A 24,710-nucleotide genomic window follows, 5' to 3' on the forward strand; every position below is an offset into this window, starting at 1 on the left:
TCGGACGACGGCCGGGGAGGACGGCCGCGTGGTCATGCGACGGTCGTGGTCGGAGGCGACGGCCGCGTCCTCACCCGACGGCCGTGGTGGGGGCGACGGCTGCGTGGTTATCCGACGGTCGTGGTCGGGGACGATGGCCGCGTGGTCATGCGACGGTCGTGGTCGGAGGCGACGGCCGCGTCCTCACCCGACGGCCGTGGTGGGGGCGACGGCTGCGTGGTTATCCGACGGTCGTGGTCGGGGACGATGGCCGCGTGGTCATGCGACGGTCGTGGTCGGAGGCGACGGCCGCGTCCTCACCCCACGGCCGTGGTGGGGGCGACGGCCGCGTGGTCACTCGACGGTCGTGGTCGGGGGTGGCGGCCGTGTGCTCATCCGGCGGTCGTGGTCGGCTGCCACGTGGCCTCCACCAGGGCCCGTTCCGTGCCGGTCAGGTAGACGGCCGCGGCGAGCCACGCTCGCGCGTAGCCGTCCGGATCGGATTGGTGGGTCCGTCCGAACGCGTCGCGGCTGCGCCGGTCGGCCTGCGCGGCGAGCGCGTCGGCCAGGTCCGCGGCCGTCCGGAAGCCGCTGCGGCGCAGGGCCGCGGCCCCCGAGGCCCGGTCGCCGTCGCGCGCGGGCTCGGCGGCGGCCCGGCGCCCACCGGACACGGCGACCTCGACCAGCCGCCGCAGCCGCCACAGCGGCGCCTGTGCCACCGGGTCCGGCGGCAGCTCGGACAGGCCCGGCACCGGCGGCAGTTCGTCGGCCGGCGGGAAGTGGGCGCCTTCGAGGCGGTCGTAGCCCAGATCGGCGTGCCCACTCCACTCGGGCGGCAGCCGCAGGGTCGCCGAGCCGAACGGCAGCGGGCCCACCGCGAGCGGCCGCAGCGTCGCGGCGCGGTCGGGATCGAGTCGCCCCACGACCCGCAACCGCAGCCCCGGCCGTGACGCCAGCTTGCGGAAGTTGACCGCATGGGCGAGGCCGGGATGGCTGTTGGCCGGCACCAGCCGGATCAGCAGGCCGCCCTCCGTGGCCGCCCCGTCGGGCCGCAGCTCCCGGGCGAACAGGTGGTCCTCGTTCGCTCCTACGACGACCAGGTCGCAGCCGATCAGTTCCTCCGCTCCCTGCCCCGACCGCTCCGGATCGGTCGCCGCGCCACCCGCGAGCCGTGCCCTCGCGGTCTCGGCCAACGGGCGGGAGAACAGCCGGGCGAGCGGGCCAGACGTCCAGGACAGACCCGGCACCGGAGTCGCCCGCACTCCCTTGCCGGCACCGAGGCGGCCGTCCGGGGAGAGGGTCGCGCCGGAGATCAGCAGCCCGCCCCGGGAGAGCTGCGCGTGATCGACGCCGCCGGAGCCGAGTGCGACGGGGGCCGTGGCGGCACCCCGCGCCCGGGAGGGGCCGCCGGGCTTGACGTCGGCCACGGAGAACCAGCGTCCGTCGTCGGCCAGGACATGGGTGACGACCCCGCCGTAACCGGTGGCCGAGATCACCGGTTCCCGGCACACCCCGTGGACCCGCAGCCCGCCGCCGGGCCGGTAGGCGCGCCGTGCGGTGCCGACCAGGGCCGGGTCGGGGTCGGCGGCGGCCAACAGGCCGCTGGTGAGCAGCAGTTCGCGCAGTGCCGCCACCAGGTCGGTCAGCCGGTGGCCGTCATGACGGGCGCGGGCGGCGCGCACCGCCCGTACGACCCGTAGGGCGGCGGCCTCCGGTCGGTGCAGTCCGGCGAGCCGGGCGGTGTGCGCCGCCCGGAGCAACTCGGCCTGAGGCACGGCGCCCGCGCCGGGCACCCCGGCGGCCAGCATCGCCGCGGTCGCGGCCCACAGCGCGGCGGCGGCCGTCACCTGCGCGGGGGCCGGCCCAGAGGCGGGCACCTCGGCCGGCTCAGCCGGTGGCGTGACGGCGTGCGTCGCCGCCTCGCCCCCGTGGGGCGTCTCCGTGTCGCCGTCCTGGGGTGGGGAGTCCGGCGTCCCGGCGGCCATGTCCGGGTCGGCCACCGGAGCGGCACCGAGGACCGCCGCGCGATGCAGACACCGGGGCGCGAGCAGACAACTGCACTCCGCCTGACCGCCGTCCGCGATCGCACCGGACGGCCCGGGCGTGAGCGTCACCTCCGCGTCCTCACCGCAGCGCACACGCCGTACGGCGCCTTCGACGGAGACGGGCAGCGCCGCGTACGTCTCGATCGCGGCGTCCAGCTTCTTGCGCAGCCGGGAGGTCAGCTGTTCCACGGCGGCGGCGACCACCTCGGGTGCCACGGGAGGCAGTTCGGCGTTCATCGGGTCTCTCCGCGCAGACGGTCGCCCACCCAGCGGGCGAGGGCGAGAGGGCTGAGGGCGGCGACCGGCATCCCGGCCGCGACGAGCTGCCGGGCCACCGGAACCGAGTAGCGCGGGGTGCCCGTGTCGTCGAGGGCGGCGCAGCCCATCAGCTGCACCCCGGAGTTCGCGAGGGCGCGTACCTCGCCGAGGAGTCCGCCGAGCGGATACCCCTCCTCGAAGTCGCTCACCACCACCACGAGGGTCCGGCTGGGGACGGTCACCAGGGACCGGGCATGGGCCAGGCCGGCCGCGATGTGCGTGCCGCCGCCGACGCGCACCTCCAGCAACAGCGACAGCGGGTCGTCGACGCGGTCCGTCAGGTCGATCACCTCCGTGGAGAAGGCGAGGAAGTGCGTGCTCAGCGTGGGCACTCCGCCGAGGACGGCCGCGGTGAGCGCCGACCAGACGACGGACGCCTCCATCGATCCGGACACGTCGACCACCAGGATCAGCCGCCAGTCCGCCTCCCGGCGGGAACGGGTGCTGAACACCGGCCGCTCCGGGACGATCAGCGTGCGTCCGTCCTCCGTCCTGCGGGTGTGGGCGAGGTTCGCCCGCAGGGTGCGCGGCAGGTCGATCCGGCCTCCCGGACGGCGCGTGGGACGCGGCGTGGCCAGGCCCGTCAGCGCTGGGCGCAGGCGGGTGGCCAGTTCCTTGGCCAGTTCGTCGACGAGGCGACGCACCAGCGGGCGCAGCCTGGCCAGTTGCTGCTCGGGCATCCCACCGGCCAGGTTCAGCACGGACGTCAGCAGGTCGACCGAGGGGCGGACGGCCTTCGGGTCGAGCTCGGCCAGGACATCGGTACGGCCCTGGTCGGCGGCCCGGGCCAGGACCTCCTCGCGGACGTCGGCGCCGAACAGCGCGTCGAGCTCCTCGGACCATTCGCGGGCGGTCGGGAAGGACGCGTCCTGCCCGCCGCCCTGTCCGTTCTCCCGGCCGAGGTCCGTGGAGCCCTCGCCGCGGCCGGTGCCGTACAGCTCGTCGAGCGCGTGCGCGTAACGGCGGGCGTGCTGCGGGAGCTTCTCGCTCTCGCGGCCGAGCAGCAGCCGCCAGCGGTCGGTCGGCGTGAGGTGGTGAGCCGAGGAGGCAGGCGGCATGGTCGGTACGTCGGAGGCCTTCGGCGCGGGCGGGTCCTCCGCCGGGGGCAGGCTCGTGCCGAGGGGAGGGCGCAGCGACTCGACCGTCCGGCGGCCCGCCGCGTCGGCGGCCGTCCACAGCGCGAGCAAGCGCGGTGAGGCCCCGAGCGCCAGGTCGAGACGGTCGCCCAGGCGCTCGGTGACGGTGTCCAGGAGCCGGTCACGGCCGGCCGGGCTGAGCGTGTCGAACCCACCGCGCAGGGCGGGCAGTCGGTCGAGGAATCCCTGGTCGGCGAGGGTGTCGATGCGGTCCATCAGGGGGTCGAGCGCGGTCGGCGCCGACTCCAGCAGCGGGGCCGCCCCGCCGAGCAGGCCGGTGAGACGGCGGCTCAGCGCATGCCGCTGGTCAGGGCCGGTGGCGGTGTCGATCCAGCCGGCGGCCCGGGAACCCAGGGTGTCCGCGTCATCCAGGTCGAGCAGGACGCGGGCGGCGAGCGCGGCTCCCTGGACGAGGGGCGATCCGGTGCGCGCGAGGTCGTTCAACGCCTCGTCCATGCGCAGGCCGAGCCGGTGTTCGCCCGCGCGCGCGGCGAGGGCGATGAGGGCGCCCGCGTCCTCGGGGTCGTCGCTGCCCGCCAGGCCCGGCAGGGAGCGTACGGCCGACTCCAGGAGCTCGGCGGCGAGTTCGGCCGCCGACCCCCGGCTCTCGGGTGTGGTGCCGGGCAGATGGCCCCGGCGCAGTGCCTCCAACAGGTCGAGGGCGGTGAGGAGTTCGGGGAGGGTGGCGCAGGCGGGGAGCACCTCGGCGGCGTCCGCGAGGCGCTCGGCGACCAGGGCGGGCAGGTCGCACCGGGCGGCGCCGCGGAGCCCCGCGAGCACGAGGGCGCTGGTGGGGCCGCCCTCCGCCGACTCCCTGCGGAAGGTCTCCCGCAGGGTGCCCTCGGCGGCGAGAGCCGCGGTGACGCCCCGGATGCCGGCCAGGTCCAGCCGGACGGGAACCGCCGGGGTCCACGCCAGCCGCCACCGGGTGGTGAGCGCGGCCCCGTCGCCCGTACCGGACACCTGGACCGGTTCGCCGTATCCGGCGCCGCAGACGGCGAGGCGTTGGAGGAGGATCTCGCGGCGGCCGTCGAGGGCCGAGCGCAGCGGGTCGAGCCGCAGTTCGCGCGCGGCGGGCTCGTCGGGTCCCGGCAGTCGCAGCGCGGCGAGTTCCGCCTCGACGGCCGGGCCGAGCCCGGAGCGGGGCGTGCCCGGGGCGACCCGGCCCCGGTCCGTGCCGACGAGAACCGTCTCCAGCGCCTGGGCGAGGGCCCGGCCGCGGCCCAGGGGCTCGCCCTGGCCCATCACGGTCGTCAGCGCCTCCAGCACCTCACCACGACCGGGGGCGGCGAGCCCCCGCAGACGGGCCAGGTCGCCCGCGACCCGCAGGGTCTCCCGGGCCTCGCCCGTGCCGGCCACGTGCCCGGCGGCCCGCAACTCCCGGCACACGTCGGTGATCGCCCGAGCGGCGGCCTCGTACAGGCGCCCGGGATCGCCCCCGGCGGTGAACACCGCCTGCTGCCAGCGCGGATCGCGGATGCCGGCCGGGTATCCGGAACGGGAGTCCAGCAGATCGAACGCGTAGGGCACGAGAGAGGTGACGACGGCGGGGTGCTCGTCCTCGGGGGCGGGCGCGTCCGACGCACCGCCCTGCGCCTCTTCGGACGACGCCGGTGCCCGGAAGCCGTCGATGACCAACGCCGGTGCGTGGAAGGCGCCGACGACGGCCGCGACCCGGCGCCCACCGCGCGCGGCGCGGGCGATCGTCTCGCGCATCCGGGCCTCGCGCGCCAGGTCCACCGCGGGCACCCCGCCCGTGGACTCGGCGTCCCGGCGCAGCGCCCAGCCGACGCCCAGGGCGGCCCGGCGTACGGCCTCGGGGGCGCACCCCGGGGCGAGGACCTCCACGGCACGGTCCCACATGTCGTCGCCGTCCCGGCCGGTTCCGGCCGCGGTGAGCGCCGCCGCGAACGCGGTCGGCGCTTCGGCGTCCGGGATGTGGGCTTCCGTGTCCGGCACGTGGGTTTCGGCGTTCGGGACGTGGGCTTCGGCGTCCGGGACGCGGATGTCCGTGGCCGGTGCGTCGCCCCATCGCGGGTCCGCCATCGGCAGGTCGCAGCACATCACCTCCACCCCGCGCTCCCGCGCCCAGCGGACCGCGGCGAGTTCGGGGGAGAAGTCGGCGAAGGGGTAGAAGCCGAGCCGCCCGCTCTCACCGGCCCCCGCCAGCGCGACCGGTGCCACGGTGCCGGGTGCGCCGAGATGGGTGAGCCAGGGCTGGAAGTCGGCGGGGAGTTCCACGCAGACCACGTCGGCACCCGACGCGTCCAGCAGGGCGGGCACCGCGGCGGCGAGCGCCGGGCTGTGGTGCCGTACGCCCAGCAGGTACGGCGCCACCGAGTCGGCGAGGGCGGTGAGGGCCGCCCTCGGTTCCTGAACGCGTGTCACCGAAGGTTCTCCCGCAGGTCCCAGAGCCGGCGCCAGGTCGCCGACCCGTCCTCGGCACGGCGGCGCACCGGGCCGTCCCAGTAGCCGAGCAGCCGCGCGTGGTCGGCCGGGTCGTCCTTGCGGACCACGCCCAGCAGATGGCCGGGGACCAGGTCGAGCGAGTCGCCGCCCGGAAGGTAAGCGGCGGCCACGCCCAGGGACGCGGCGACCTGCACGGCCTCGGCCGTGGACATCACCGTGCCGGGGCGCTCCACGTCCCAGCCCTCGACCGAGCGTCCGGCCCGCAGATCGCGGAAGACGGTGACCAGGACGTCGAGGACCGCGTCGTCGACGCCGAACGCCGCGCCCGCTCGCTCGACGGCCGCCGTGGCCTGCCGCTTGACGAGGGCGGTCTCCGCCTCGACGTCCGCGATCGGGTGCACGGTCTCGAAGTTGAAGCGGCGCTTGAGGGCTGCGGACATCTCCGACACCCCGCGGTCGCGGAGGTTGGCGGTGGCGATGACGGTGAACCCGGGGGCGGCGGCCACCTGCGCGTCCTCGGTGCCGGACAGCTCGGGCACGCTCATCCGCCGGTCGGACAGGATCGACACCAGCGCGTCCTGCACCTCGGGCAGACAACGGGTGATCTCCTCGACCCGGGCCACCTGCCCGCCGCGCATCGCGGCCAGCACCGGCGAGTCCACCAGCGCCTGCGGGGTCGGGCCCTGAGCGAGGAGCAGGGCGTAGTTCCAGCCGTAGCGCAGCGCGTCCTCGGTGGTGCCCGCGGTGCCCTGCACGGTGAGGGCGCTGCTGCCGCTGACGGCCGCAGAGAGCAGCTCGGACAGCATCGACTTGGCGGTGCCGGGCTCGCCGACGAGCAGCAGTCCGCGTTCTCCGGCGAGCGTGACCACGCACCGCTCCACCAGGGCGCGTTCGCCGACGAACTTGGGGGCGACGACCAGCTCGTCCGGCAGCTCCGGGTGCGCCTCGGGCAGCTTGAGGGCTTCGCCGCCGCTGCCGCACACGAAGGTGATCACGGCACGGGGCGTCAGCAGCCAGCCGGGCGGACGGGGACCGTCGTCGTGGGCGGCGAGGAAGGCGAGTTCGGTGGCGAAGCGTTCTTCGGCGGGCAGGGTCTGCCGGGGCGGGAGGGCCGTCACCGTGTCGGTCAGGGGCATGGAGGTCCTTGCTCGATGGATCGGTCGGTGTGGGTGCGTGTGGGTGCGTGCGGGGGATCGGGGCGCCGCCGCTGAGCGGCGCCCCGAGGGGGTGTCGCGTTCGAGGCGGCGCCCCGTGTGATGTCGCGTCAGCGGCGGCGTCCCCGCCGCGCCTTCTTCAGCTCCTCGAACCGGGGAGCGTCACCGTCCTGGACGCGCTGCCAGGCCCGGCGGTACAGGTCCGCGGCCGGCGCGAGCGGCACGATCAGGCCGAACGGCGTGTGCTCGGCGGTCGTCTCGCCGTACAGCGGCAGTTTCCAGCGCTCCAGCGGCACGCGCGGCGCCGACTGCTCGGCCCACCCGCCCGGCAGGAACAGCGACCGGCCGGCCCGGGTCCGGGTGGCCTCGACCACCAGGTCGCCGGCGGCCAGCTCGGCACGCGCCGCCTTCAGCCGGGCCGGCTTCCAGCCCGTCCAGCGGGCCGTCATCCGGTCGGTCGGGTCGGGCATGGCGAGCAGCATCAGATAGAGCGTGGCGGCGTCCTCGCCGAGGCCGTACTCCTTGGCGGCCTCCGTCACCAGCTCGGGAACCGAGCGGCTCGGGTCCTGCGGCCACCAGGTGCCGTCCTTGTCCCGGGCGCCCGCGATCGGCTCCCCGGGGTCGGCGAGAAGGGCCGCGAACTTCCGGTCGCGGACCAGACGCAGGGCCACCTCGGCGGCGTAGGGGCGCTGGTCGTCGACGCGGACCGCGGGCAGGTACGGGTCCTGGCCGGCCTCGTCGAGGAGGTCGACGCGCAGGCCCGGGGCGGGCTGGTCGTCATGGGTGGCAAGGACGACGGCGCCGTACCTCTCGAAGCCCGGGCCGGTCTCGGTGGGGCTGCCTGCGGTCTTCCGGAAGTCGGGCAGGCTGATGTAGCGGCCCAGGTCGAGCATCAGCCCGGGGTGGGCCAGCCGTTCGCGCAGCGCGGTGAGCGCCGGGGGCAGCGCGGCCCGGACCGGGTCGCCGGCGGGCAGCCGGTGGGCGAGCCAGGCGACGAGGCCGACCGATCCGGTCAGGGTGTCCGCCGTGAAGCCGTCCGTGTCGCTGCCGACGGGCCGTACCCGGTCGCCGCTGACCGCCCACGTCAGGTCGCGGCTGAGCTGCGGGGAGGAGGAGGGGTCCAGCAGCGCGGGCAGCGCCTGCCGCACCGGCCAGGACGCGTGCCGGAAGGCGCGGACCGCGTCGCTGAGCAGTTCCTCGGGCACGGCCACCCGCTTGCCGACCTTGTCGTTCCACACGGCGGCGGCAGCGGCCACGTCCGGTCCCTCGGTCCACAGGCGGGCCGGTTCGGCGGGCAGCAGCGCGCCCACGACCGCGGCCCGGACCGCGCCGTCGACGCCCCTCAGCTCGTCCTTGGCGACCGCCGCCGGGGCGACCTTCACCCCGATGTGGGTGCGGGCCTCGGTGCTCAGGAAGGTCCGCTGGTAGCCGTCGACCCCCGGCAGACCGGCGACGATCAGCCGGGCCATCGTGTCGGTGACCCCGGTCAGGCGGGCGAACTCCTCGGCGGCCTCCGGGAACCAGGGCGCGGGGCCGCGTGCCGCCAGCTCGGCCAGGAACGCGCCGAGCCAGGCCGCGTCCGGGCCTTCACCGAGCGGCGTCGACGACAGCGCCCGGTAGGGCTCGGGCGTCTCGAACCGGCCGGCGGGGTCGTGGAAGTAGCCGCTGAACCTGCCGCCGTCGTCCTCCAGCGCGAGGCGTCCGGTGACGGCGAGGAAGGCGCCGTCGGCCAGGGGCAGCAGCCCGTTCCACGAGCCGCCGCGCCAGTCGCCCGTAGGTGTGCGCAGTGGGGCCGCCGGCACATGCAGGGTCACCTTGCGCCAGCGGTCGGACGTGGCCGGGACCAGCCCGAGGCGGTCGAACTCGGCGAGCAGCACGCGCAGTACCTCACGGTGCTGCTCGGTGGTGGTGCCGGAGGCCGCCCGGTAGGCCAGCGAAGCCGTCCGCTCCAGCAGCGACTCCAGGCCGGGCTGGCCCGTGGGCAACGGGTGACCGTCGAGGTGGAGCCGGGCGTCCGCACGCTCGGGGAGCGCCGCCCCGGTGAGCCCGGCGGCCCGGGCCAGGACCCGCAGGGAACGGAAGGCGGTGTCGGCCTCGGAGTCGCCGTTCCACCAGTAACCCCGCGATGTGCCCAGTCCGTTCGTCGCCTCCAGGAGCAGGCTGTCCGCGGGACCGGCCGGCCCCTCGTCCTCCATGTCGCCTTCGAGGGCACGGGTGAGCCGGGCCGCCGCCGCGTCCAGCACGGCCTGCTGCCCCGCGGCATAGCGGGCGACCCCGGCGATGCCCTTCACGAGTGCCTCGTGCGTGACGGGCAGGAGGGACCGGACCGCGTCGGGCAGGGCCTTCTCGTCGTTGTCCGCCGCGGCGGCCAGCAGCGCCGCGGCCGTCTCCCGTTCGACGGCCCGCAGCGCCTTCGAGCCCTCCGGGTCGCGCGCGGTCAGGCACTCCCAGTACTGCACGGGCGGCAGCAGCAGCGTGCCCTCGCCGAAGACTCCGGGGGTGCGGTCGGTCTTGCCCCAGGCGGTCACGACACCGTCGGCGTCGACCACTTCGAGCTGCCAGTTGTTGCGCACCACGGCGCTGGCCCGCTCGGCACCGGGGAACATGACGACCGCGGTCGGCCGGCCCGCCCGCGCGGGCACGGTCACGGTGTGCCCGGCGAGATCCTCGGCCCGCCGGGAACCGTCCGGCAGCTCCACCACCCGCAGGCCGGTCAGTCCGTTCACCGGCGTACAGGCCGGGGTGGGCTCGGTGGTGGGGGAGGGGCGCAGCCGGCCGCCCGCGTAGCTGCTGCCCTCGGGCGCGTCACGCAGCGCGTCGGCCAGGAAGGCGGGCCTGCTCATGCGGCCGCGTTCGTCGGTGGCCGGGTCGTACTCGTACCAGCCGCGCGCCTCCTGGTCCGCGGAGTCCGCATGCCAGACCCAGTACGAGGAACCGTCGAAGAGCAGCGGCCGTTCGTCGGGCAGGGTGGTGTCCCCGGCGTGCAGGACGCCGCGCCCGGTGGTCCGGCCGCCGTCCGGCAGGGGCAGCGTGATCGGGAAGTCGCCCCGGTACCAGTCCATCTCGGTGCCCCGGGTGCGGTGGGTCCCCTGGAGGGACTCGACGCGGTCGGCCCGGGAGTGCCAGTAGCCGCGCAGACCGTCCTTGCGGGAGTTCCAGTAGACGAGGAGCTCGCCGTCCACGTGGTGGAAGCCCGGGTCGCCCGACACGTCGTTCGCGGGCAGCCGCAGGTCGTGGGTGAGCAGGGTGCCGTCGGCACCGATCACCCGGGCCTGGGCGTTGCCCGCCACGACGAGATGAGGCCAGGCGTCGGCGACGATGACGTCCTCCACCCGGTCCTTGGGCACGAGCGCGGCCGTCGCCTCCTCCCAGGCGGGCCAGCCGAGTTCGTCGAAGAGCCCGGCCCGCAGGGTGCGGGCCAGCACCGGCGCGAGGTCCGTGCCGACCGCGGCCCGGACGTCGTCCTCGGCCAGCGCCAGCGCCTCGGCGGGCAGCCAGCCCAGCCGGTTCAGCGCGTTCGGCAGGCCCGGCAGACCGACCGCGGTGAACTGCCGCACGACCGAGCTCACCCACTCCGCCAGCCAGGGGCGACCGCCGCGGGAGGCCGCCAGCAGGCGGATGGCCCGCAGGCCCTGGTCGCCGTTCTGGAACCGGTCGGCACCCCGCAGGAAGGCGTCCCGGAACCGGACGTCGGCACCGAACAGCACCAGGTCCCGCTGCCCCTCGCCCATGGCCCACGCCATCAGCGGCAGATCCTCGCCCTTGCCCGGCGCGGCCACCGGCACGTCCAGCGACAGCAGCAGGTCGATCAGGTCGATGTCGTGCCGCACCCGCAACGCGCCACCGGACGCGGTGAGTTCGGCGCGCAGCTGGTCCGCCGCCCGCTCCACCAGCGGATACAGCTCCGGCATCCGGGTGGACTCGCGCCAGGACCGGGCCCGCTCGCGGAACGCCAGGAAGCGCTCCAGCCAGCCCGCCGTGCCGTCGCCCGGCCGTTCCTCCGCGGGCAGCGCGCCGTCCCACAGCCCCGCCGTCGCCCCCGACGCCTCCAGCACCTGGAGCCACATCGCGGGCAGCTCACGGTCCGCACCGGCGGGCAGCATGTCCAGCAGAACGCCGCGCACCCGCCGTTCCCGCTCCGCCAGCGCCACCAGGGCCGTCCGATGGCCCTTCCACCAGCCGGCCGCCGCGCGCAGCGTCGCCGGCAGACCCAGCAGCTCGGCCAGGTAGTCCTGCTCCGCGCGGTCGGCGTCCTGACCCGCGGCACGGGCGAGCCGGCGCAGATCATTGGCCATCTGGGCGGACGGCGGCAGGCCGCCCGCGGTACGGCGCAGACACAGCCGGGTGAACCGGCGCAGAGCCTCCTGCGGCGACACGCGCGCGGACAGCTCCTTGCCGTACGCGGACAGCACCTTGACCGGCAGCGCACCGGCCAGCGCGAACTCCAGGAACACCGCGTCCAGGCGCTCCTCCTCCACCGTCAGCCCGTGCTCCGCCTCGGCCTTGCGGGCACGGGTGAACAACTGCGCGGCGTAGGTGGCGTTCTCCTCGGCCAGGAACACCCGTCCGGCCTGCTCGTAGAAGGTCGGCAGGAAGTGCGGGACGGCCGCGGCCAGCCGTCGGCCGAGCTCCAGATAGGCGTCGAGTGCGGCCTTCGGCCGGGACTTCGCCTGCCGGGCCGCGCGCTCCAGATCCGGTACGACGCCCAGGGCGTGGTGACCGTCCTCGGGGTGGTGCACCAGCACCCACTCGGGGAAGCCCAGCGACTGGCGCAGCCCCAGCCCCACGACGGCCGGCTCGGCGTCCTGTTCCAGGCCGAGGAACCCGGCGGCGAGGTCCTCGGCCGCGCCCAGTTCACCGGCGACCAGCCGCACCACCACACGGTCGTCGAGGCCAGGGTGGCGATAGGTGCGCGCCGTCAGCGGCACCGCGCGCTCGCCGGCCCCCTCGACGTCCGGCGGCAACACCGCGCCCGCCGACAGCAGTTCCTCGTACGACACCTGCGTCCCCCCGCTCATGCGTTCTTGCCTTCCTCGATCACGCGCCCCGCGTACAGCGCCGCGGCCATGCGCATCCCCTCCGACCAGGCCACCGGCCCCACCTCCCGCAACGGCAGGGCACGCCCGTCCTGGTCGTGCCAGGTGAGAGCGCCGGTCTCCACCGTGTCCTCCCAGTACGGCTCCCCGATCCAGACCGAGGCCTCGACGGTGCGCCCGCCGTCGCGCACCCGGGCCGTGGAGTAGCCCCCGGAGACGCGGTAGCCGAGCGAGCTCGCGCGGGCGGCGAGGGCGAAGCGGGAGCGGAAGGAGGCGCCGGTGAACTCGCGTATCTCGGTGGCCTTCGGATCGAGGTCGGCGGGCCGCTGCCAGGTCGCGCGGTGGATCTGCTCGACGCGCTGGACGATCCCCAGCTCGGCCGCGAACTCCCGGATGTCCTCCAGGTCCGGCAGCAGCACCGGGTGCGGCAGGGTGACCGTGCGCGGCGACAGCCGTACGGTCTCGCCGTCCAGGTTCACCACCCGCAGCTCGCCGTCCTCGGTGGCCCCCCGCAGGAAACCGACCTCGTCCGGGTCGTCACCCACCACGGCCATGTCCCGCAGCGCCAACTGCCAGGCCTCGTCGGGCCACACCCGGGCCAGCAGACCGGTGGGCACGGGCAGCGACGACACCATCCAGGAGTCGACCTGCGCGACGCAGGCCGTGGCGTGCCGATCCAGCCATTCGGCGAACCGGCGCAGCCGGTCCACCTCCGGATGGTCACGCAGTGCGCGCGGCAGCGACTTCAACTGCCGCCCCGCCGCCCGGCCCGAGGTGGCACGCGCCGCCACCCGCCCGTCCACCAGGGCGACTTCATACCCGTCACCCGCCGAGAGCCAACCCACGAGTCCCCGCCTTCCGCACCAAGACAGCAAGAAGAAAGCACAGTTCAACCGGGGACATCCCGGCGCCAGTGCGACGATGCGAGGAACGTTAGCGGCGATCACTGACAATCGGTCCCGCAGGCCGGTTTCAAGGCCGCGGCGGTGGAGTGCGGAGGCGGGGACCGAGCGCGTGCGCGGGGGTTGTGGGCGGGGTCCGCGACGCTCTGCGGGGGCCGTGCAGGGGCGTGCGGTTTCAGCCAGGTCGAGACACGCCGGAGGAACGCGCGGAGCGTGCCCCGGCGCGGTCAGGCGGTGTGCTTGTGCATCACCAGGAGGTAGTGGCGGTCCGGGTGCGGCACCTGGTCGTCCCGGCCGCGGAGGCCGAAGACCGCGCACACGTCGGCGGGCCGGGTGAGGATGCTGGACTGCTCGCCGAAGGTGAGCCTGTCGTTGAGGTGGCGCTCACAGCCCACGGCATCCAGCGCCGCCAGCAGTTCCTCACGCTCCACGGTGGAGGCGTACGACTCCGAGTCGGGCAGGACGAGTTCGGGCAGATGGGCGGTCGATCCGGGCCACACGTCGATCGAGATGCCGCTCACCGCACGCCGGGTGACGTACAGGTTGAGCCCTCCCCAGGCGTACGGGTAGCCGTCGATGTCGGGCCCCTTCAGCCGGATGGCCGGGTGCGGATGCCCCGGACCGAGGAGATCCTCGGCCTCGGTCAGGGGCATTCCGCACTCCAGGGGCCCGATCCGGCCGGTGCGGGCGAAGTCGACGAGCACGTCCATCAAGGTCATGCCGGCGACTGTGACAGCTCCCGCGGCCCGCCCGCACTCGGATATCGCCGCCCGGGGTACGGCTGGGTTCACATGTACCGGCGCCTGGTGCGTCGCAGGAGCACGAACCCGGAGATCAGGAGTACCGCTCCGGCCGCGGCCGGCCACAGCTGGGTGCCCGTCTCGGCCAGGCTGCCGCCGCCACCCTGCGGCTCGGTCCGGTCGTCCGCCGGAGGCTCCGTCACGACACCGGGCGACACGGTCGGGGAGGCGCCGGCGTTGCCTTCGTCCTCGGGGGACTGTGTGGCGGGCCGCTGCGTGGCCGAGGGGGAGGTGTAGGTCTTGGGCTCGTCGGCCGCGGGCGCGGTGCTTTCGGCAGCGGCCGGCTCTTCGGCGGTGGGTGTGGGCTGTTCCTGGGGCTCGTCGCCGGAGTCGTCCGAGCCGTTGCCGTTGTCGGCAGAGCCGTTGTCGCCGGTGCCCCCGTTGTCGTCGGAGCCGGAACCGGGTGCGGGAGCCTTCGTGTTGTCCCCGCCGGAACCCGGCTCCTGGGTGGCACCGTCGTCCGAGCCGTTGCCGGGCTCCTCGCCCCCGCCGTTGCCGTTGCCGTTGCCTCCGCCTCCGTCACCCGCGTCACCCGCGCCGCACTGCCGGCCGTCGTTGATGCAGCCGACCATCTTGGTCATCAGGTCCTCGTCGAAGACGTTGATGAAGTCGCCGTGGTCGGTGACGGGCTTGTGGAGTTGCTCGGGGAAGGCGTCCACGGCGAACAGCGGCGTGGTGCGGCCGCCGTCCCGCAGGCTCGGTGCGTCGATGTCGTAGACGATGCGCTGGACGAGTTGCGGAATGGCCCGGAAGCCGGCCGGGCAGGCGCCGTCGAGCTGGGCGAACGCCACATGCGTGCGGTGGTTGGCGCTGTCGATGTTGCGACCGTCCCAGCAGCTCTGGAACCTGAACGTCCGGACCACGTCACTGCCCTGCGGGCACAGCGGGTACTTGTCCTTCAACTGGCGGTCCTCGAACCCGGTGCAGCTCCAGGACGCGTTGGCGTTGGCGGTGCCGTTGACGAACGCCTTGGCGTCGCCGGTGATGATGCGCAGCAGCCGCGGCATGGCCGTGACCTTGCTGTTCGGGCTGCCGACGAAGGTGAGGGTGACCTCCTTGGGCGTGACGATCTCGCCCGCGTTGCCCTCGATGCCGCCACCGGGGGCGCCCGCGTCCTGCTCCTGGTTGCCGTTCTGGAGGCGCACGACGGGCCAGTAGTAGGAGGACTTGTCGCCCTTGTCGACGCAACTGGTGTCGCCGGCGGCCAGTTCGTCGTCGTCGGCGAAGGCGTTGTTGGCCTGGTTGCCGACGTAGTCGTGGAAGTGGTGGGCGCCGTTGGAGACGCCGGGGGCCACGATCACGTTGTCCGAGTTGAACAGGCCGTTGGCGTTCACGCCGCAGCTGGTGACGAAGGTGCCGCTGGAGGCGTCGGCGCCGGGGTTCGGGGCCTGCGCGGCGGGCGGCGCGGTGGTGATGTCGGCGTAGTCGGCGGCGACGGGCCCGTTGCCGGACTGACCGCCGTTGCCCTGCTGTTGACCGGCCTGGCCGTCCTGGCCGCCGCCTTGGTCACCCTGACCCTCCTGGCCTGCCTGGCCGTCTTGGCCTGCCTGGCCCTCCTGGTCCCCGTTGTCCCCACCGGTGGCCTGGGCTTCGGGTTCGCGCAGCGTGCACGCGGCCAACTTGTCCAAGCCCTCGGGACGTTCACCCGTGCGTTCGAGGGCGGCGGCTATGCGCTCGATCGTCGAGGCCCGGTTCTCCGAGAGCGGATCCACGATCTGGCTCTGGGCGGCTTCACGGCCCTGAACCGCCGGGTCCTGCAACGCCTGGTAGGCCTGCGCCGTCTGCTGGTCCAGCTGAGCGAGTTCCTTGTCGACGTCGGTCCTCGCGTCGTCGGGGACGCTGGTCAGCGCGTCGCCCACGTCGGGGCAGTCGATCGTGCCCGCTCCCCAACCGTCGTCGGACGACAGGGTCGTCGGAGAGGTGTCCTCGGTGGCGGAGGCGTACACGTTCGCGGCCACCAGGCCGCCACCTCCCAGCATGAGAGCCACGGCGGCGAAGGTCGCCCGTCGTGCACCTGTCGGTCGTCTGCGCTTGCTGCGTCCCACGGAAGTACTCCTGCGCGTGTCGTCCGTCCCGGCATGGAAATCCCCCGGCCCCATACGGATGCGGAGCGACCTGTGTTCAACCGCCTCGGAAATTCACAGCACCCTCATAAGCGACCTCACTGCGAAGCGGGGTTCCGTGGGAGGTCAGCGCCCCCTTCCGGCCCGTTCGAAGGCGCCTTCCCGAACGCGGTCCGGCGCCGGGGGCGTTCAGCACGCTCAGCGCAGTACCGCCGCCAGCAGATCGGTGCCCAGGGCCGTCAGGTCGGGCAGGCTGAGGGTGTGGCGGACATAGCGGCCGTGCCGGCGGGCCGTGAGCAGGCCCGCGCGGCGTAGGACGGCGAGGTGACGGGAGACCTCCGGGCGTGACAGGTCCCAGAAGTGGGCCAGTTCGCTGGTGGTGTGCGGCCCTCGGGCCAGCGTGCGCAGCAGCCGCAGCCGTACCGGATGCGCGAGTGCCTCCAGCCGGAGGGTGACCGTCTCCAGGGAGACCGGCTCGGCCGGACCCGGTGCGGCGACGGGGTACTGCACCACCGGATGCCAGCCGGGCGCGTGGACCGCCACCAGGTGCGGGCGTCCGAAGACACTGGGGATGAAGGTGACCCCGGCGTCGCGGGCGGTGGTCGCCTTGTCCTGCACCTTGTCCACGATGATGCGGTCGCCGTCCGGTGCCAGGGTGATCGCGCCGGAGACCGAGGCGAGGGCCGCTGCGACGCCTTGCCGCCTGAGCAGTTCGTTCTTGAGCCGCAGGTCGGCGGCGAGTTGTACGGCGACGCCCTCCCAGGCGCCGTCGAAGAACGCCTCGGCGCACTCCTCAAGGGTGCGGCGCACCCGTGCCCGGACCGCGGCCGGGTCCGCGAGCAGCCGTTCCGCGAACGCCTCCTGCGGCGCGCCGCGGGCCTGAGCCACGTCCAGGGCCCGCTCGCGCGCCGTCGGGTCGGTGAGCGGGGAGGCGCCGCGGAAACGGACCCGGTTGCTCCCGCAGGTGGTGACGAGCGCGGCGGTCACATACGTCTCGTCGTCGATCAGATCGACCTCGTCCAGCTCCTCGGCGAGGGTCGGCCGGGGCCGGGCGGGGATCAGGAAGTCGGCCTGTGAGGAACGCCAGAGGAACTCCGCCTCCCTCAGCCGCTCGGCGAGTTCCGGCCGCAGCCCGGCCCAGACCTCGCCCGCCCAGTCGGCGAACTGCGGATGATGGCCGGGCTCGGCCAGCACATGCAGCATCGCGGTCAGCTCGGCCAGCGGCGAGGCGGCGAACCGCAGCGGCTCGGACGACAGCCCACTGATGTCGATCTTCAACGTCACCCTTCATCATCACCGGTCGGCCGACCCGCCAGGGCGTCGGTTGACGGTATCCGTCAACCGACATGGCGGACCGGGCCGGTGGCCGCACCTTTCACCCCATGGCAACGACCACCAAGATCCGCCCCCGCGCCCTCGTCCGTGCCTCCGGCGGCCCCCGCTACGCCGTCGCACTCGCCGTGGACGCCCTCGGCACCGGCCTGCTGCGGCCCTTCCTGCTGCTGTACGGGGTGACCGTGCTGAGGCTGTCCGCACCCGCCACCGGTATCGCCATGACGGTCGGCATCGTCGCGGGGCTGGGATGCCTGCCCGCGGTGGGCCGATGGCTGGACCGGGGTGCGCGCAGCACGGTCGTGGCGGCGTCGATGCTGGTCCGGGTGGTGGGCGTGGCGCTGCTGCTGGCGACCCCGGCGGGGCACGTCCAGTCCTTCGCGGCGGCGGCGCTCTTCCTCGGCGTCGGCAACCAGTCCTGGCCGGCCGCCCACGCCGCGCTCGTGGCCACCGTCGCCCAGGGCCGGGACCGCGACGCCGCGCTCGCGGCGGGCCGCGCCCTGCGCAACGCGGGCCTGGGCGTGGGCGCGCTCATCGCCACCGCCTGCCTGGCGGGCGGCACCACCGCACTGCGGTCCCTGGCGGCGGTCACCGGGCTCGCCTACCTGATCGCGGCGGCCCTGGCATGGTCGGTCCATCTGCACGCACGTCCGGCCGCGGCCCGAGGCCAGGATCCGACCCGGCCGAACTCCGCCGAACCCGCGCCCCGGATGCGCGCACTGCTGGCCGCCAACGTGGTCTACGTCTTCTGCCTCAACGTCCCCGAGATCGCGCTGCCCCTGGTCCTGGTGACCCAGCTGCACGCCTCCCCGGTGTGGCCGGCGACGGTCTTCGTGGCCAACACGGTGCTGGTGGTCACGCTCCAGGTCCCGGTGACCGTCCTGCTGTCCCGCTACTCCCGGCGTACCGTGCTGGCGCTGGCGGGCGTGATCCTCACCGTGTCCTACCTGGGCTTCCTCGCGGCCACCTCGCTGGGACAGGGCTGGGGCGCCCCCGCCGTGGCCGCGGTGTCCGTGTTCTGCACGCTCGGCGAGATCGTCCACGCGGGCAGCGCCACCGCCCTCGTGACCGTCCTCGCCCCGGAGCACGCCCTGGGACGAACCCTCGCCCGCTTCGAACTCTCCACGGGCCTCGGCCTCGCCGTCTCCCCGGCCGTCATCACCGCACTGGCCCCGCAGGGCCCGACCGCCCTATGGGGCACCCTCGCCGCCGCGACCCTGCTGTCCGCCACCGCCGTCGCCACCGAGAAGGACCACGCGGTGATCTCCCGCCGCGGAGCAGGTGTGACGACCTGGGTACTCGGTACTCCCCGCAGACAGAAAGACCCAGCACGTCCCGGAGGCGATCATGAGCGATGAGTACACGGCGGACGACGTTCACCAGCCCACGGGCGGCAACGAGGAACAGGCGGACGCCGCTCCGCTGGATCTCCAGGACGCGGTGGACGAGCGCACCTACGACGACATGCTGGACGAGGGCTACTCGCCGCCGGAGAAGCCGCTCGGGGTGACGAAGCCGGGCACGACGGCGGCCGAGCAGCGGGAGGGGGAGTCCCTGGACGACCGGCTGCGTCAGGAGGTCCCCGAGGTGACGGAACCGGCCGGGGACGGCATCGGCGACGTACCCGAAGGGGAGGGCGAGCCGCTGGACCCGGAGACCGGCGCCGACCGCGCCGGCCGGTTGGTGGCACCGGACGAGGGAGTGCGTGAGCACAGCACCAAGGAACTGATCGCCGAGGACGAGGGCATCGACGGTGGAGCGGCGGGCGCCGAGGAGGCGGCCGTGCACGTCGTACGGGAGGACCAGCTGCCGTCGCCGGGCGACCAGGAAGACTGAGCCAGAGCCAGAGCCAGAGCCAGAGCCAGAGCCAGAGCCTGGGACTGCGTCCGCGCCTGCGTCGGAGTCCGAGACGGGGCCGCCTGTTTCCTCGTGCGACGGCTCGCATGATCCTCAGCCGACGCCGCCCCGCAGGCGGGCCTCGGCGAGCTGCCGGGCGGCCCGCAGCGGGGTCACGCCCGTCGAACGGGCCAGCTCGAGAACGTGGCTGACGGTGTCGCCGATCCCCTCCACGCGTCGGTACGCGGCCTCGTGGCCGCAGTGGTCCGATTCCCGGCCGAGCGTGTAGACGACGCCGCCCGCACTGGCGACGTAGTCGGGGATCCAGACGACGCCGTGCCGGGCGAGGGCGTCGGCTACGGAATCCTCGGTGAGCTGGTTGTTCGCGGGGCCGACGATCAGGGGCGCGGCGAGCAGGGGCACGGTCTGTTCGTTCAGGACCCCGCCCACGGCCGCCGGGACGAGGATGTCGGCGGGCACGGACAGTGCCTCGTCAGGCTCGACCCATCCGAACCCGGCGGCCAGCGCGGCGTCCTTGCGGGCCGGCGCCACGTCCGACACCAGCACCCGCGCCCCCTCGGCGGCCAGCCCGGCCGCGACGCCGCCCCCGACCGAACCGAAGCCGCTGACGACCACCGTGCGGCCGGCGCAGGAGGCGTCGCCGAAGACATGCCGGGCACCGGCGTGCAGGGCGGCCAGCACCCCGGTGGCGGTGGGGGCGCCGGAGTCGCCGGTCCCGCCGTCCTCCTCGGGCGCGCAGTACGCGTACGGCGTGAACCGCTTCAGGACCGTCATGTCCTGCGGCCCGGTGCCGATGTCGGGGCCGGTCCGGTACGACCCCTGCCAGGAGGCGACCAGTTCACCGAGGTCTTCCAGGGCGGCCTCGCGCAGGTCCGGGGTGAGGTCGGTGTCCCGGTCGAGGGCGATCACGCTTTTGCCGCCGCCGAAGTCCAGGCCGGCCACGGCCGCTTTGTAGGTCATGGCCTCCGACAGGCGCAGGGCGTCGGCGAGTCCGTCCCGCCAGGTGTCGTACCGGCGCATCCGGCACCCGCCGACAGCCGGTCCCAGCGTCCGTGAGTGGATGGCGACGATGATCGGCAGCCCGGACCGGACACCGCGGCGGACGACGACCTCTTCATGGGCGAATGCTTGGCTCATGGAGCCGAAGCTAGGGTCGTGCACGGCCCAACCGGCCTTCGGCCGAAGGAAATTCGGAATGCGACCCGTGGAGGCAGCCATGGACGAAGTTGATTCGGCGATCGTGCACCATCTACAGGTGGACGGTCGGCTCTCCAACCGCGCGCTCGCCGAGAAGGTCGGCATCGCGCCCTCCACCTGTCTGGAGCGCACCCGGCTGTTGCGGCGGCGCGGCGTCATCGAGGGATTCCGGGCGCAGGTCTCCCTGCGTGCGCTCAACCGGCCGGTCCAGGCGATGGTCGCCACGCAGATCCGGCCGCTGCGCCGCGATGTCGTGGCCGCGTTCGAGCAGTCGGTGACCCGGCTCCCGGAAGTCGTCTCCGTCTACACCATGGCCGGCAGCGACGACTTCCTCGTCCATGTCACCGCCCAGGACATCGACCACCTGCACGCCTTCCTCCTGGACCAGTTCACCGACCGCCGCGAGATCGTCGGCTTCCGCACCTCGATCATCTACCAGCACCTGACCAACCCGGTCCTCGATCCGCTGCCGTGAACTCAGCGACCAGGACATCGAGGACATCCGACGCGACACCGGGAGGCGAGCGCGTCGTCGGAGATGACGCTCTACTTCTGCCAGTCGTACGCGTACGCCGCGACCCAGGTGATGTCGAGCTGTGCGCTGCTGCCCGGTGCGGCCCCGGGGCCTTCGAGCGCGCTCTCGTTCTGGAGCACCCAGGACAGGGGCTGGTCGGGGACCTCGCGGGTGTCCTGTCCGATCCGCCGGCCGTCGACGAAGAAGCGGACGCGGCCCGGCGTCCACTCCGTGGAGACGGTGTGCCATTCGGTCCAGTCGTCAGCGCCCGGGAAGAAGCCCTGCTCTCCGCCGCCGCAGGGATGATGGAAGGCCGTCAGCGACCCGGTCCACTCGCCCTCGGGATGGTCCATCTCGCAGCCGCCGCCGTAGTGCAGCCAGGCGGACTTGTAGCCGGGAGCCGCCTTCGTCACCTTGATGCGCGCGCTGTACTTGCCGTACGCCATCTCCATCACGGCCCGCGGAACCACCGCGGCGGCGTGCACGGGACCGCCGTCGGCGGGCCGCCACATGCGGATGGTCATCCGCCCGTCGCCGTCGGCGGCGGGGCCGACGCTCACGGTGTCCTCGGGGTGGTAGACACCGACCACGTCCCGGTCCCGGCTGTTGGCGGTGTCGCGCCAACCGGTCGGATAGGCCCACCAGTTGTCGCGGTAGGTGCCGCTCAGGCCCCCGCAGTAGGCCGCGGACGTGTCGACGTGGTGCTCGCAGTCGCTGAACGCGCCCAGCGGCACCTCGTCGCCGTTGAAGTCCTCCGCGAGAACCTGCCAGAAGGGTCCGCAGTCACCCCGGGGCAGGTTCACGCTCGTGGTGCGGCAGGCGTCGGCGGCCCCGTCCGCCGAGGGTGCCCCGTCCGCGCGGGGGAGTCCCAGCAGTCCGGCCGCGGTCAGCGTGACCGCGGAGAGGACCAGAAGTCCCTTGTGGTGATGGTGCCGCGCCGCATGTGAACCCATCCCGAGGCTCCCTCGATGCTCACCGGCTCTCAAAGGCCCGAGGAAGCATCCTCGCGCGCGGGGCCGTGCCGGAGCCACCCCCGCACCGGCCCCGGAACCGGACCCCCGCACTCCGTCGCGCCGCCGCCCGCGAGATCTCGAAGGTGCGTCTCGTGCCAGACGTGGCACCTGATGTGCCATGGAGTGGATCGGCAGGACGTCCCGGGCGGTCAGGTGGCGAGCCGGGGCCGCCGCGCATGCCGTACGGCGCGCGTGGGCGGGCCCCGGGCGCGAACGGGACATGGTCGCGCAGGCCTGCAAGGCGGCGCTGGCGGCCTGGGTGGCGTGGGCCGTGGCGGGCTGGTGGCTGGCGGCCCCGATGGCGTTCGTGGCGCCGTGGGTGGCGGTCGCGCTGGTGGAGTCGACGGTGTACCGGTCGGTCGCGCACGGCTTGCAGCAGCTCGCGGCGATCGCCGTCGGTACGGCGGTGGCGACCGCCACGGCGATGCTGCTCGGGGACGCGATGGTCACGATGGCCGTCGTCCTGCCGGCGGTGCTGCTGCTGGGACAGTGGCGGCGTCTGGGGAGTCAGGGCGTCTTCGGCGCGACCGGGGCGTTGTTCGTCCTGACGAGCGGCCCGGTCACGCTCGCCGGGGCGGCGGCGCGGCTGAGCGAGGCGGTGTTCGGCGCGGTGGTCGGGGTGACGGTCAACGCGCTGGTCAGGCCCCCGACGTACCTGCGCGACACGCGCGCTGCCCTGGCGGACGCCGCCGACGAGGCGCGGGACATCCTCGACGCGGTCGCGGACGGACTCACCGACGCCGCGTGGGACGGTCACGAGGCCGGCCGATGGCACGAGCGCGCCCTGCGCCTGGGACGCCTGGTCGACCAGGCCAGGTCGGCGATCGGCTGGAGCGAGGAGAGCCTCAGGGGCAATCTCCTGCGCTCCCGGAGCCGGGGCGCCGCGCCGCACGGCACGACGTACGGCGACGCGCTGGCGGTGCTGGACTACGTCGCCGTCCATACGGCGGGCGTGACCCGCACCGTGCGGGAGGTGGCCGAGGGCACGACGGCCGAGCCGGCCGCGGACGTCACCAGCGCCTACGCCGACTTCCTCCACGACACGGCACGCGCCGTACACCTCTACGGCCGCTACCGGTTCGCAGCGCACGGCCCCGACGAGACCGCCGCCACGGCACTGCACGAAGCCGCCGCGGAACTGCGACGCACCCTCGACACCCTGCGACGACAGCTCCCGGGCGCCGCACCGGACGACCCCGACGCGCTGGTCACGTACGGAACACTGCTCGCCCAGGCGCACCGACTGGCCGGCCATCTGGGTGTGAAACGGGTGTGAGGCCGGTAGCCGGTTCATCGGGCCGTCAACGGCATCTGACCTTCCGCGTCCGCCCGCATCCTCCTCGAAGCCCTCCGTGAACCCCGCACCTGTCGTACGGCTGGATCGAATGACCGCACCCCCTTGCTAAGGTGCGCCGATGTCAACGATCAAGCAGGTCCAGGTCACCTTCGACTGCGCGTCGCCCGAACGCGTCGCCCGCTTCTGGTGCGAGGTGCTGGGGTACGTGGCACCGCCGCCACCGGCGGGGTTCGCCACCTGGGACGACTTCAACGCTGCCCAGGCCCCGGAGGACCGCGACGCGTGGTTCGCCTGTGCTGATCCCTCCGGAGTGGGCCCGCGCCTGTACTTCCAGCGCGTTCCCGAGGGCAAGGTCGTCAAGAACCGGGTGCATCTCGACGTACGGGTCGGCACCGGTCTCGTCGGGGAGGAGCGCCTGGCCGTGCTGGAGGCCGAGTGCGCACGGCTGGTCGCGCTCGGCGCGGTGCGTGTGCAACTGCTGCGCGCCGATGGCGTCAACGAGTCCTGCATCAATATGCAGGACGTCGAGGGCAACGAGTTCTGCCTCGACTGAACGCCTTCAAGGACGCTCAGGAGGGGAGCCGTCGCGCCACAGGAACCGGTCGAGGGGCGGTTCCCCCGCCAGCACGGCGCCGATCGTCACCGCGAAGGTGATCGTCGCGCACAGCACGATCAGCCAGGACAGCAGCGTCAGGACCAGGCCGAGCGAACCGTACTCGTCCAGGGTGCGGTTGAGCGCGCCGGGCATGTAGAGGCGGGCGGTCAGGCCCAGGGCGCTGGTCGCGGCCGAGGCCAGCACCGCTCCGGGCAGCAGCGGCAGCCACGGCACGCGTCCGGCCAGCAGCAGACGCTGCGTCCACAGCCACACGCCGGTGCTCGCCAGGAAGTAGAGCGGGATCCCCAGCCATCCGCCGAGGCCGAAGCCGGTGCGGAGGGGGCCCTGGAGCAGGACGACCAGCATCAGCACGAGCAGCCACACCGGCCAGCGCCAGCCCGCGACCCTGGTCCCCGCCTTCGGCAGCCGCCAGGCCCGCTCGCAGACCCGGGCCATGGCCCTGCTGAAACTGGTGGCGGACACCAGCGCTACCACCAGACCGAGGGCGCCGGTGGTCTCGCGCAGACTGTCGTCGGCGGACTGGCCCAGTACCTGCTGGAGTTCCAGGTCCGTCCCACCGGTCAGACCGAACATGGCGCGCAGCGACTCCCGCAGTTGGTCGCGGACGCCGAGCGGGGCGAAGGCGGCGAGCGCGAACAACAACGGCACCGCGGCCAGGAACGCCTGAGCGGCGAGCCTGGTCCCCGCGTCCAGCAGGTTCGCGGTCAGCAACCGGCCCGTCAGTTCGCTCACGACGGGGAACCGCTGCTCGGCACGGCCGCGCAGGCGCTCCAGACGCGCCGTCCACGCCATCGCGCCTCCCACCTGTGCGCCGCGCCGTCGAGGCCAGTCAAGGCGCGGTCCCCCGGGGCGTCGAGCGGGGCTGACCCGATCGGGGCGTCCGGCCGCCGCGGTACGCCAGGCCCCCCACCCCACCGCACATCACCCGAACGGCCCTTTCCTCGTGGTGCGCGGCACCCGTGGCGCGGAAGGTCTAACCAGGCCGGCGGACGCGGACCGGCACCGCGGCGGCCCGAGAGGGCGGAACGCGTCCATGACCACT

Annotated in this window: 16 protein-coding genes; 5 read left to right on the forward strand and 11 right to left on the reverse strand. The window is 74.2% G+C overall.

What is annotated here, in order from left to right; genetic code table 11:
- Positions 1-371: 371 nt before the first annotated feature.
- From OG866_RS41250 to OG866_RS41285, 8 genes are all read right to left on the reverse strand, one after another.
- Positions 372-2,261 (reverse strand): hypothetical protein, encoded by a 1,890-nt coding sequence (locus OG866_RS41250; RefSeq protein WP_329342814.1) that lies wholly within the window; start codon positions 2,259-2,261, stop codon positions 372-374.
- Complete coding sequence (locus OG866_RS41255) at positions 2,258-5,866, reverse strand: vWA domain-containing protein (protein ID WP_329342815.1); 3,609 nt, start codon at positions 5,864-5,866, stop codon at positions 2,258-2,260. Before OG866_RS41255 ends, OG866_RS41250 begins: the two co-directional genes overlap by 4 nt.
- Positions 5,863-7,023 carry an ATP-binding protein gene (locus tag OG866_RS41260; protein ID WP_329342816.1) on the reverse strand — a complete coding sequence of 387 codons (1,161 nt, stop codon included), beginning with the start codon at positions 7,021-7,023 and terminating at the stop codon, positions 5,863-5,865. The genes OG866_RS41255 and OG866_RS41260 overlap by 4 nt, the downstream gene beginning before the upstream one ends.
- Before the next feature lie 128 nt (positions 7,024-7,151).
- Positions 7,152-12,059: a DNA-binding protein gene (locus OG866_RS41265; RefSeq protein WP_329342818.1), complete on the reverse strand. Its 4,908-nt coding sequence runs from the start codon at positions 12,057-12,059 to the stop codon at positions 7,152-7,154.
- Complete coding sequence (locus OG866_RS41270) at positions 12,056-12,922, reverse strand: DUF4132 domain-containing protein (protein ID WP_329342820.1); 867 nt, start codon at positions 12,920-12,922, stop codon at positions 12,056-12,058. Before OG866_RS41270 ends, OG866_RS41265 begins: the two co-directional genes overlap by 4 nt.
- Before the next feature lie 284 nt (positions 12,923-13,206).
- Positions 13,207-13,698 (reverse strand): hypothetical protein, encoded by a 492-nt coding sequence (locus OG866_RS41275; RefSeq protein WP_329342822.1) that lies wholly within the window; start codon positions 13,696-13,698, stop codon positions 13,207-13,209.
- Positions 13,699-13,766: 68 nt separating this feature from the next.
- Positions 13,767-15,758, reverse strand: a complete 1,992-nt coding sequence (locus tag OG866_RS41280; protein ID WP_329344532.1) for a DUF1996 domain-containing protein — start codon at positions 15,756-15,758, stop codon at positions 13,767-13,769.
- A 282-nt stretch (positions 15,759-16,040) separates the two neighbouring features.
- Positions 16,041-17,126 (reverse strand): helix-turn-helix domain-containing protein, encoded by a 1,086-nt coding sequence (locus OG866_RS41285; protein WP_329342824.1) that lies wholly within the window; start codon positions 17,124-17,126, stop codon positions 16,041-16,043.
- A gap of 98 nt (positions 17,127-17,224) precedes the next feature.
- Here OG866_RS41285 and OG866_RS41290 point away from each other — a divergent pair, with 98 nt between their 5' ends.
- Both OG866_RS41290 and OG866_RS41295 read left to right on the forward strand, forming a co-directional pair.
- Entirely contained in the window at positions 17,225-18,532 is a 1,308-nt protein-coding gene (locus tag OG866_RS41290; RefSeq protein WP_329342826.1) for an MFS transporter, read from the forward strand.
- Complete coding sequence (locus OG866_RS41295; protein ID WP_329342827.1) at positions 18,522-19,010, forward strand: DUF5709 domain-containing protein; 489 nt, start codon at positions 18,522-18,524, stop codon at positions 19,008-19,010. Before OG866_RS41290 ends, OG866_RS41295 begins: the two co-directional genes overlap by 11 nt.
- Positions 19,011-19,124: 114 nt before the next feature.
- Here the strand turns inward: OG866_RS41295 and OG866_RS41300 are convergent, their stop codons facing one another.
- A complete protein-coding gene (locus OG866_RS41300; RefSeq protein WP_329342828.1) occupies positions 19,125-20,168 on the reverse strand; it encodes a Glu/Leu/Phe/Val dehydrogenase dimerization domain-containing protein in 1,044 nt (347 codons plus the stop codon).
- A 79-nt stretch (positions 20,169-20,247) separates the two neighbouring features.
- Between OG866_RS41300 and OG866_RS41305 the strand changes: the two genes are divergently transcribed.
- Entirely contained in the window at positions 20,248-20,703 is a 456-nt protein-coding gene (locus OG866_RS41305) for an Lrp/AsnC family transcriptional regulator (RefSeq protein ID WP_329342830.1), read from the forward strand.
- A gap of 71 nt (positions 20,704-20,774) precedes the next feature.
- Here the strand turns inward: OG866_RS41305 and OG866_RS41310 are convergent, their stop codons facing one another.
- Positions 20,775-21,695 carry a glycoside hydrolase family 16 protein gene (locus OG866_RS41310; RefSeq protein ID WP_329342832.1) on the reverse strand — a complete coding sequence of 307 codons (921 nt, stop codon included), beginning with the start codon at positions 21,693-21,695 and terminating at the stop codon, positions 20,775-20,777.
- A 178-nt stretch (positions 21,696-21,873) separates the two neighbouring features.
- Here OG866_RS41310 and OG866_RS41315 point away from each other — a divergent pair, with 178 nt between their 5' ends.
- Together OG866_RS41315 and OG866_RS41320 are read left to right on the forward strand one after the other, a co-directional pair.
- Complete coding sequence (locus OG866_RS41315; protein ID WP_329342833.1) at positions 21,874-23,031, forward strand: FUSC family protein; 1,158 nt, start codon at positions 21,874-21,876, stop codon at positions 23,029-23,031.
- 139 nt (positions 23,032-23,170) lie between these two features.
- Positions 23,171-23,605 (forward strand): VOC family protein, encoded by a 435-nt coding sequence (locus tag OG866_RS41320; RefSeq protein ID WP_329342835.1) that lies wholly within the window; start codon positions 23,171-23,173, stop codon positions 23,603-23,605.
- A 6-nt stretch (positions 23,606-23,611) separates the two neighbouring features.
- On the opposite strand, the gene OG866_RS41325 is transcribed toward OG866_RS41320, so the two are convergent.
- Positions 23,612-24,460 (reverse strand): YhjD/YihY/BrkB family envelope integrity protein, encoded by an 849-nt coding sequence (locus tag OG866_RS41325; RefSeq protein ID WP_329342837.1) that lies wholly within the window; start codon positions 24,458-24,460, stop codon positions 23,612-23,614.
- Positions 24,461-24,710 lie beyond the last annotated feature (250 nt).

Origin of the sequence: Streptomyces sp. NBC_00663 (genome assembly GCF_036226885.1) — a bacterium.
Classification (GTDB): Bacteria; Actinomycetota; Actinomycetes; order Streptomycetales; family Streptomycetaceae; genus Streptomyces.

Coding starts and splice junctions, on each gene's coding strand:
- OG866_RS41325 (WP_329342837.1), bottom strand. CDS start 24,460: ATGGCGTGGACGGCGCGTCTGGAGCGCCTGCGCGGCCGTGCCGAGCAG.
- OG866_RS41305 (WP_329342830.1), top strand. CDS start 20,248: ATGGACGAAGTTGATTCGGCGATCGTGCACCATCTACAGGTGGACGGT.
- OG866_RS41250 (WP_329342814.1), bottom strand. CDS start 2,261: ATGAACGCCGAACTGCCTCCCGTGGCACCCGAGGTGGTCGCCGCCGCC.
- OG866_RS41280 (WP_329344532.1), bottom strand. CDS start 15,758: ATGCTGGGAGGTGGCGGCCTGGTGGCCGCGAACGTGTACGCCTCCGCC.
- OG866_RS41275 (WP_329342822.1), bottom strand. CDS start 13,698: ATGACCTTGATGGACGTGCTCGTCGACTTCGCCCGCACCGGCCGGATC.
- OG866_RS41300 (WP_329342828.1), bottom strand. CDS start 20,168: ATGAGCCAAGCATTCGCCCATGAAGAGGTCGTCGTCCGCCGCGGTGTC.
- OG866_RS41310 (WP_329342832.1), bottom strand. CDS start 21,695: ATGGGTTCACATGCGGCGCGGCACCATCACCACAAGGGACTTCTGGTC.
- OG866_RS41260 (WP_329342816.1), bottom strand. CDS start 7,023: ATGCCCCTGACCGACACGGTGACGGCCCTCCCGCCCCGGCAGACCCTG.
- OG866_RS41265 (WP_329342818.1), bottom strand. CDS start 12,059: ATGAGCGGGGGGACGCAGGTGTCGTACGAGGAACTGCTGTCGGCGGGC.
- OG866_RS41320 (WP_329342835.1), top strand. CDS start 23,171: ATGTCAACGATCAAGCAGGTCCAGGTCACCTTCGACTGCGCGTCGCCC.
- OG866_RS41290 (WP_329342826.1), top strand. CDS start 17,225: ATGGCAACGACCACCAAGATCCGCCCCCGCGCCCTCGTCCGTGCCTCC.
- OG866_RS41295 (WP_329342827.1), top strand. CDS start 18,522: ATGAGCGATGAGTACACGGCGGACGACGTTCACCAGCCCACGGGCGGC.
- OG866_RS41315 (WP_329342833.1), top strand. CDS start 21,874: ATGGAGTGGATCGGCAGGACGTCCCGGGCGGTCAGGTGGCGAGCCGGG.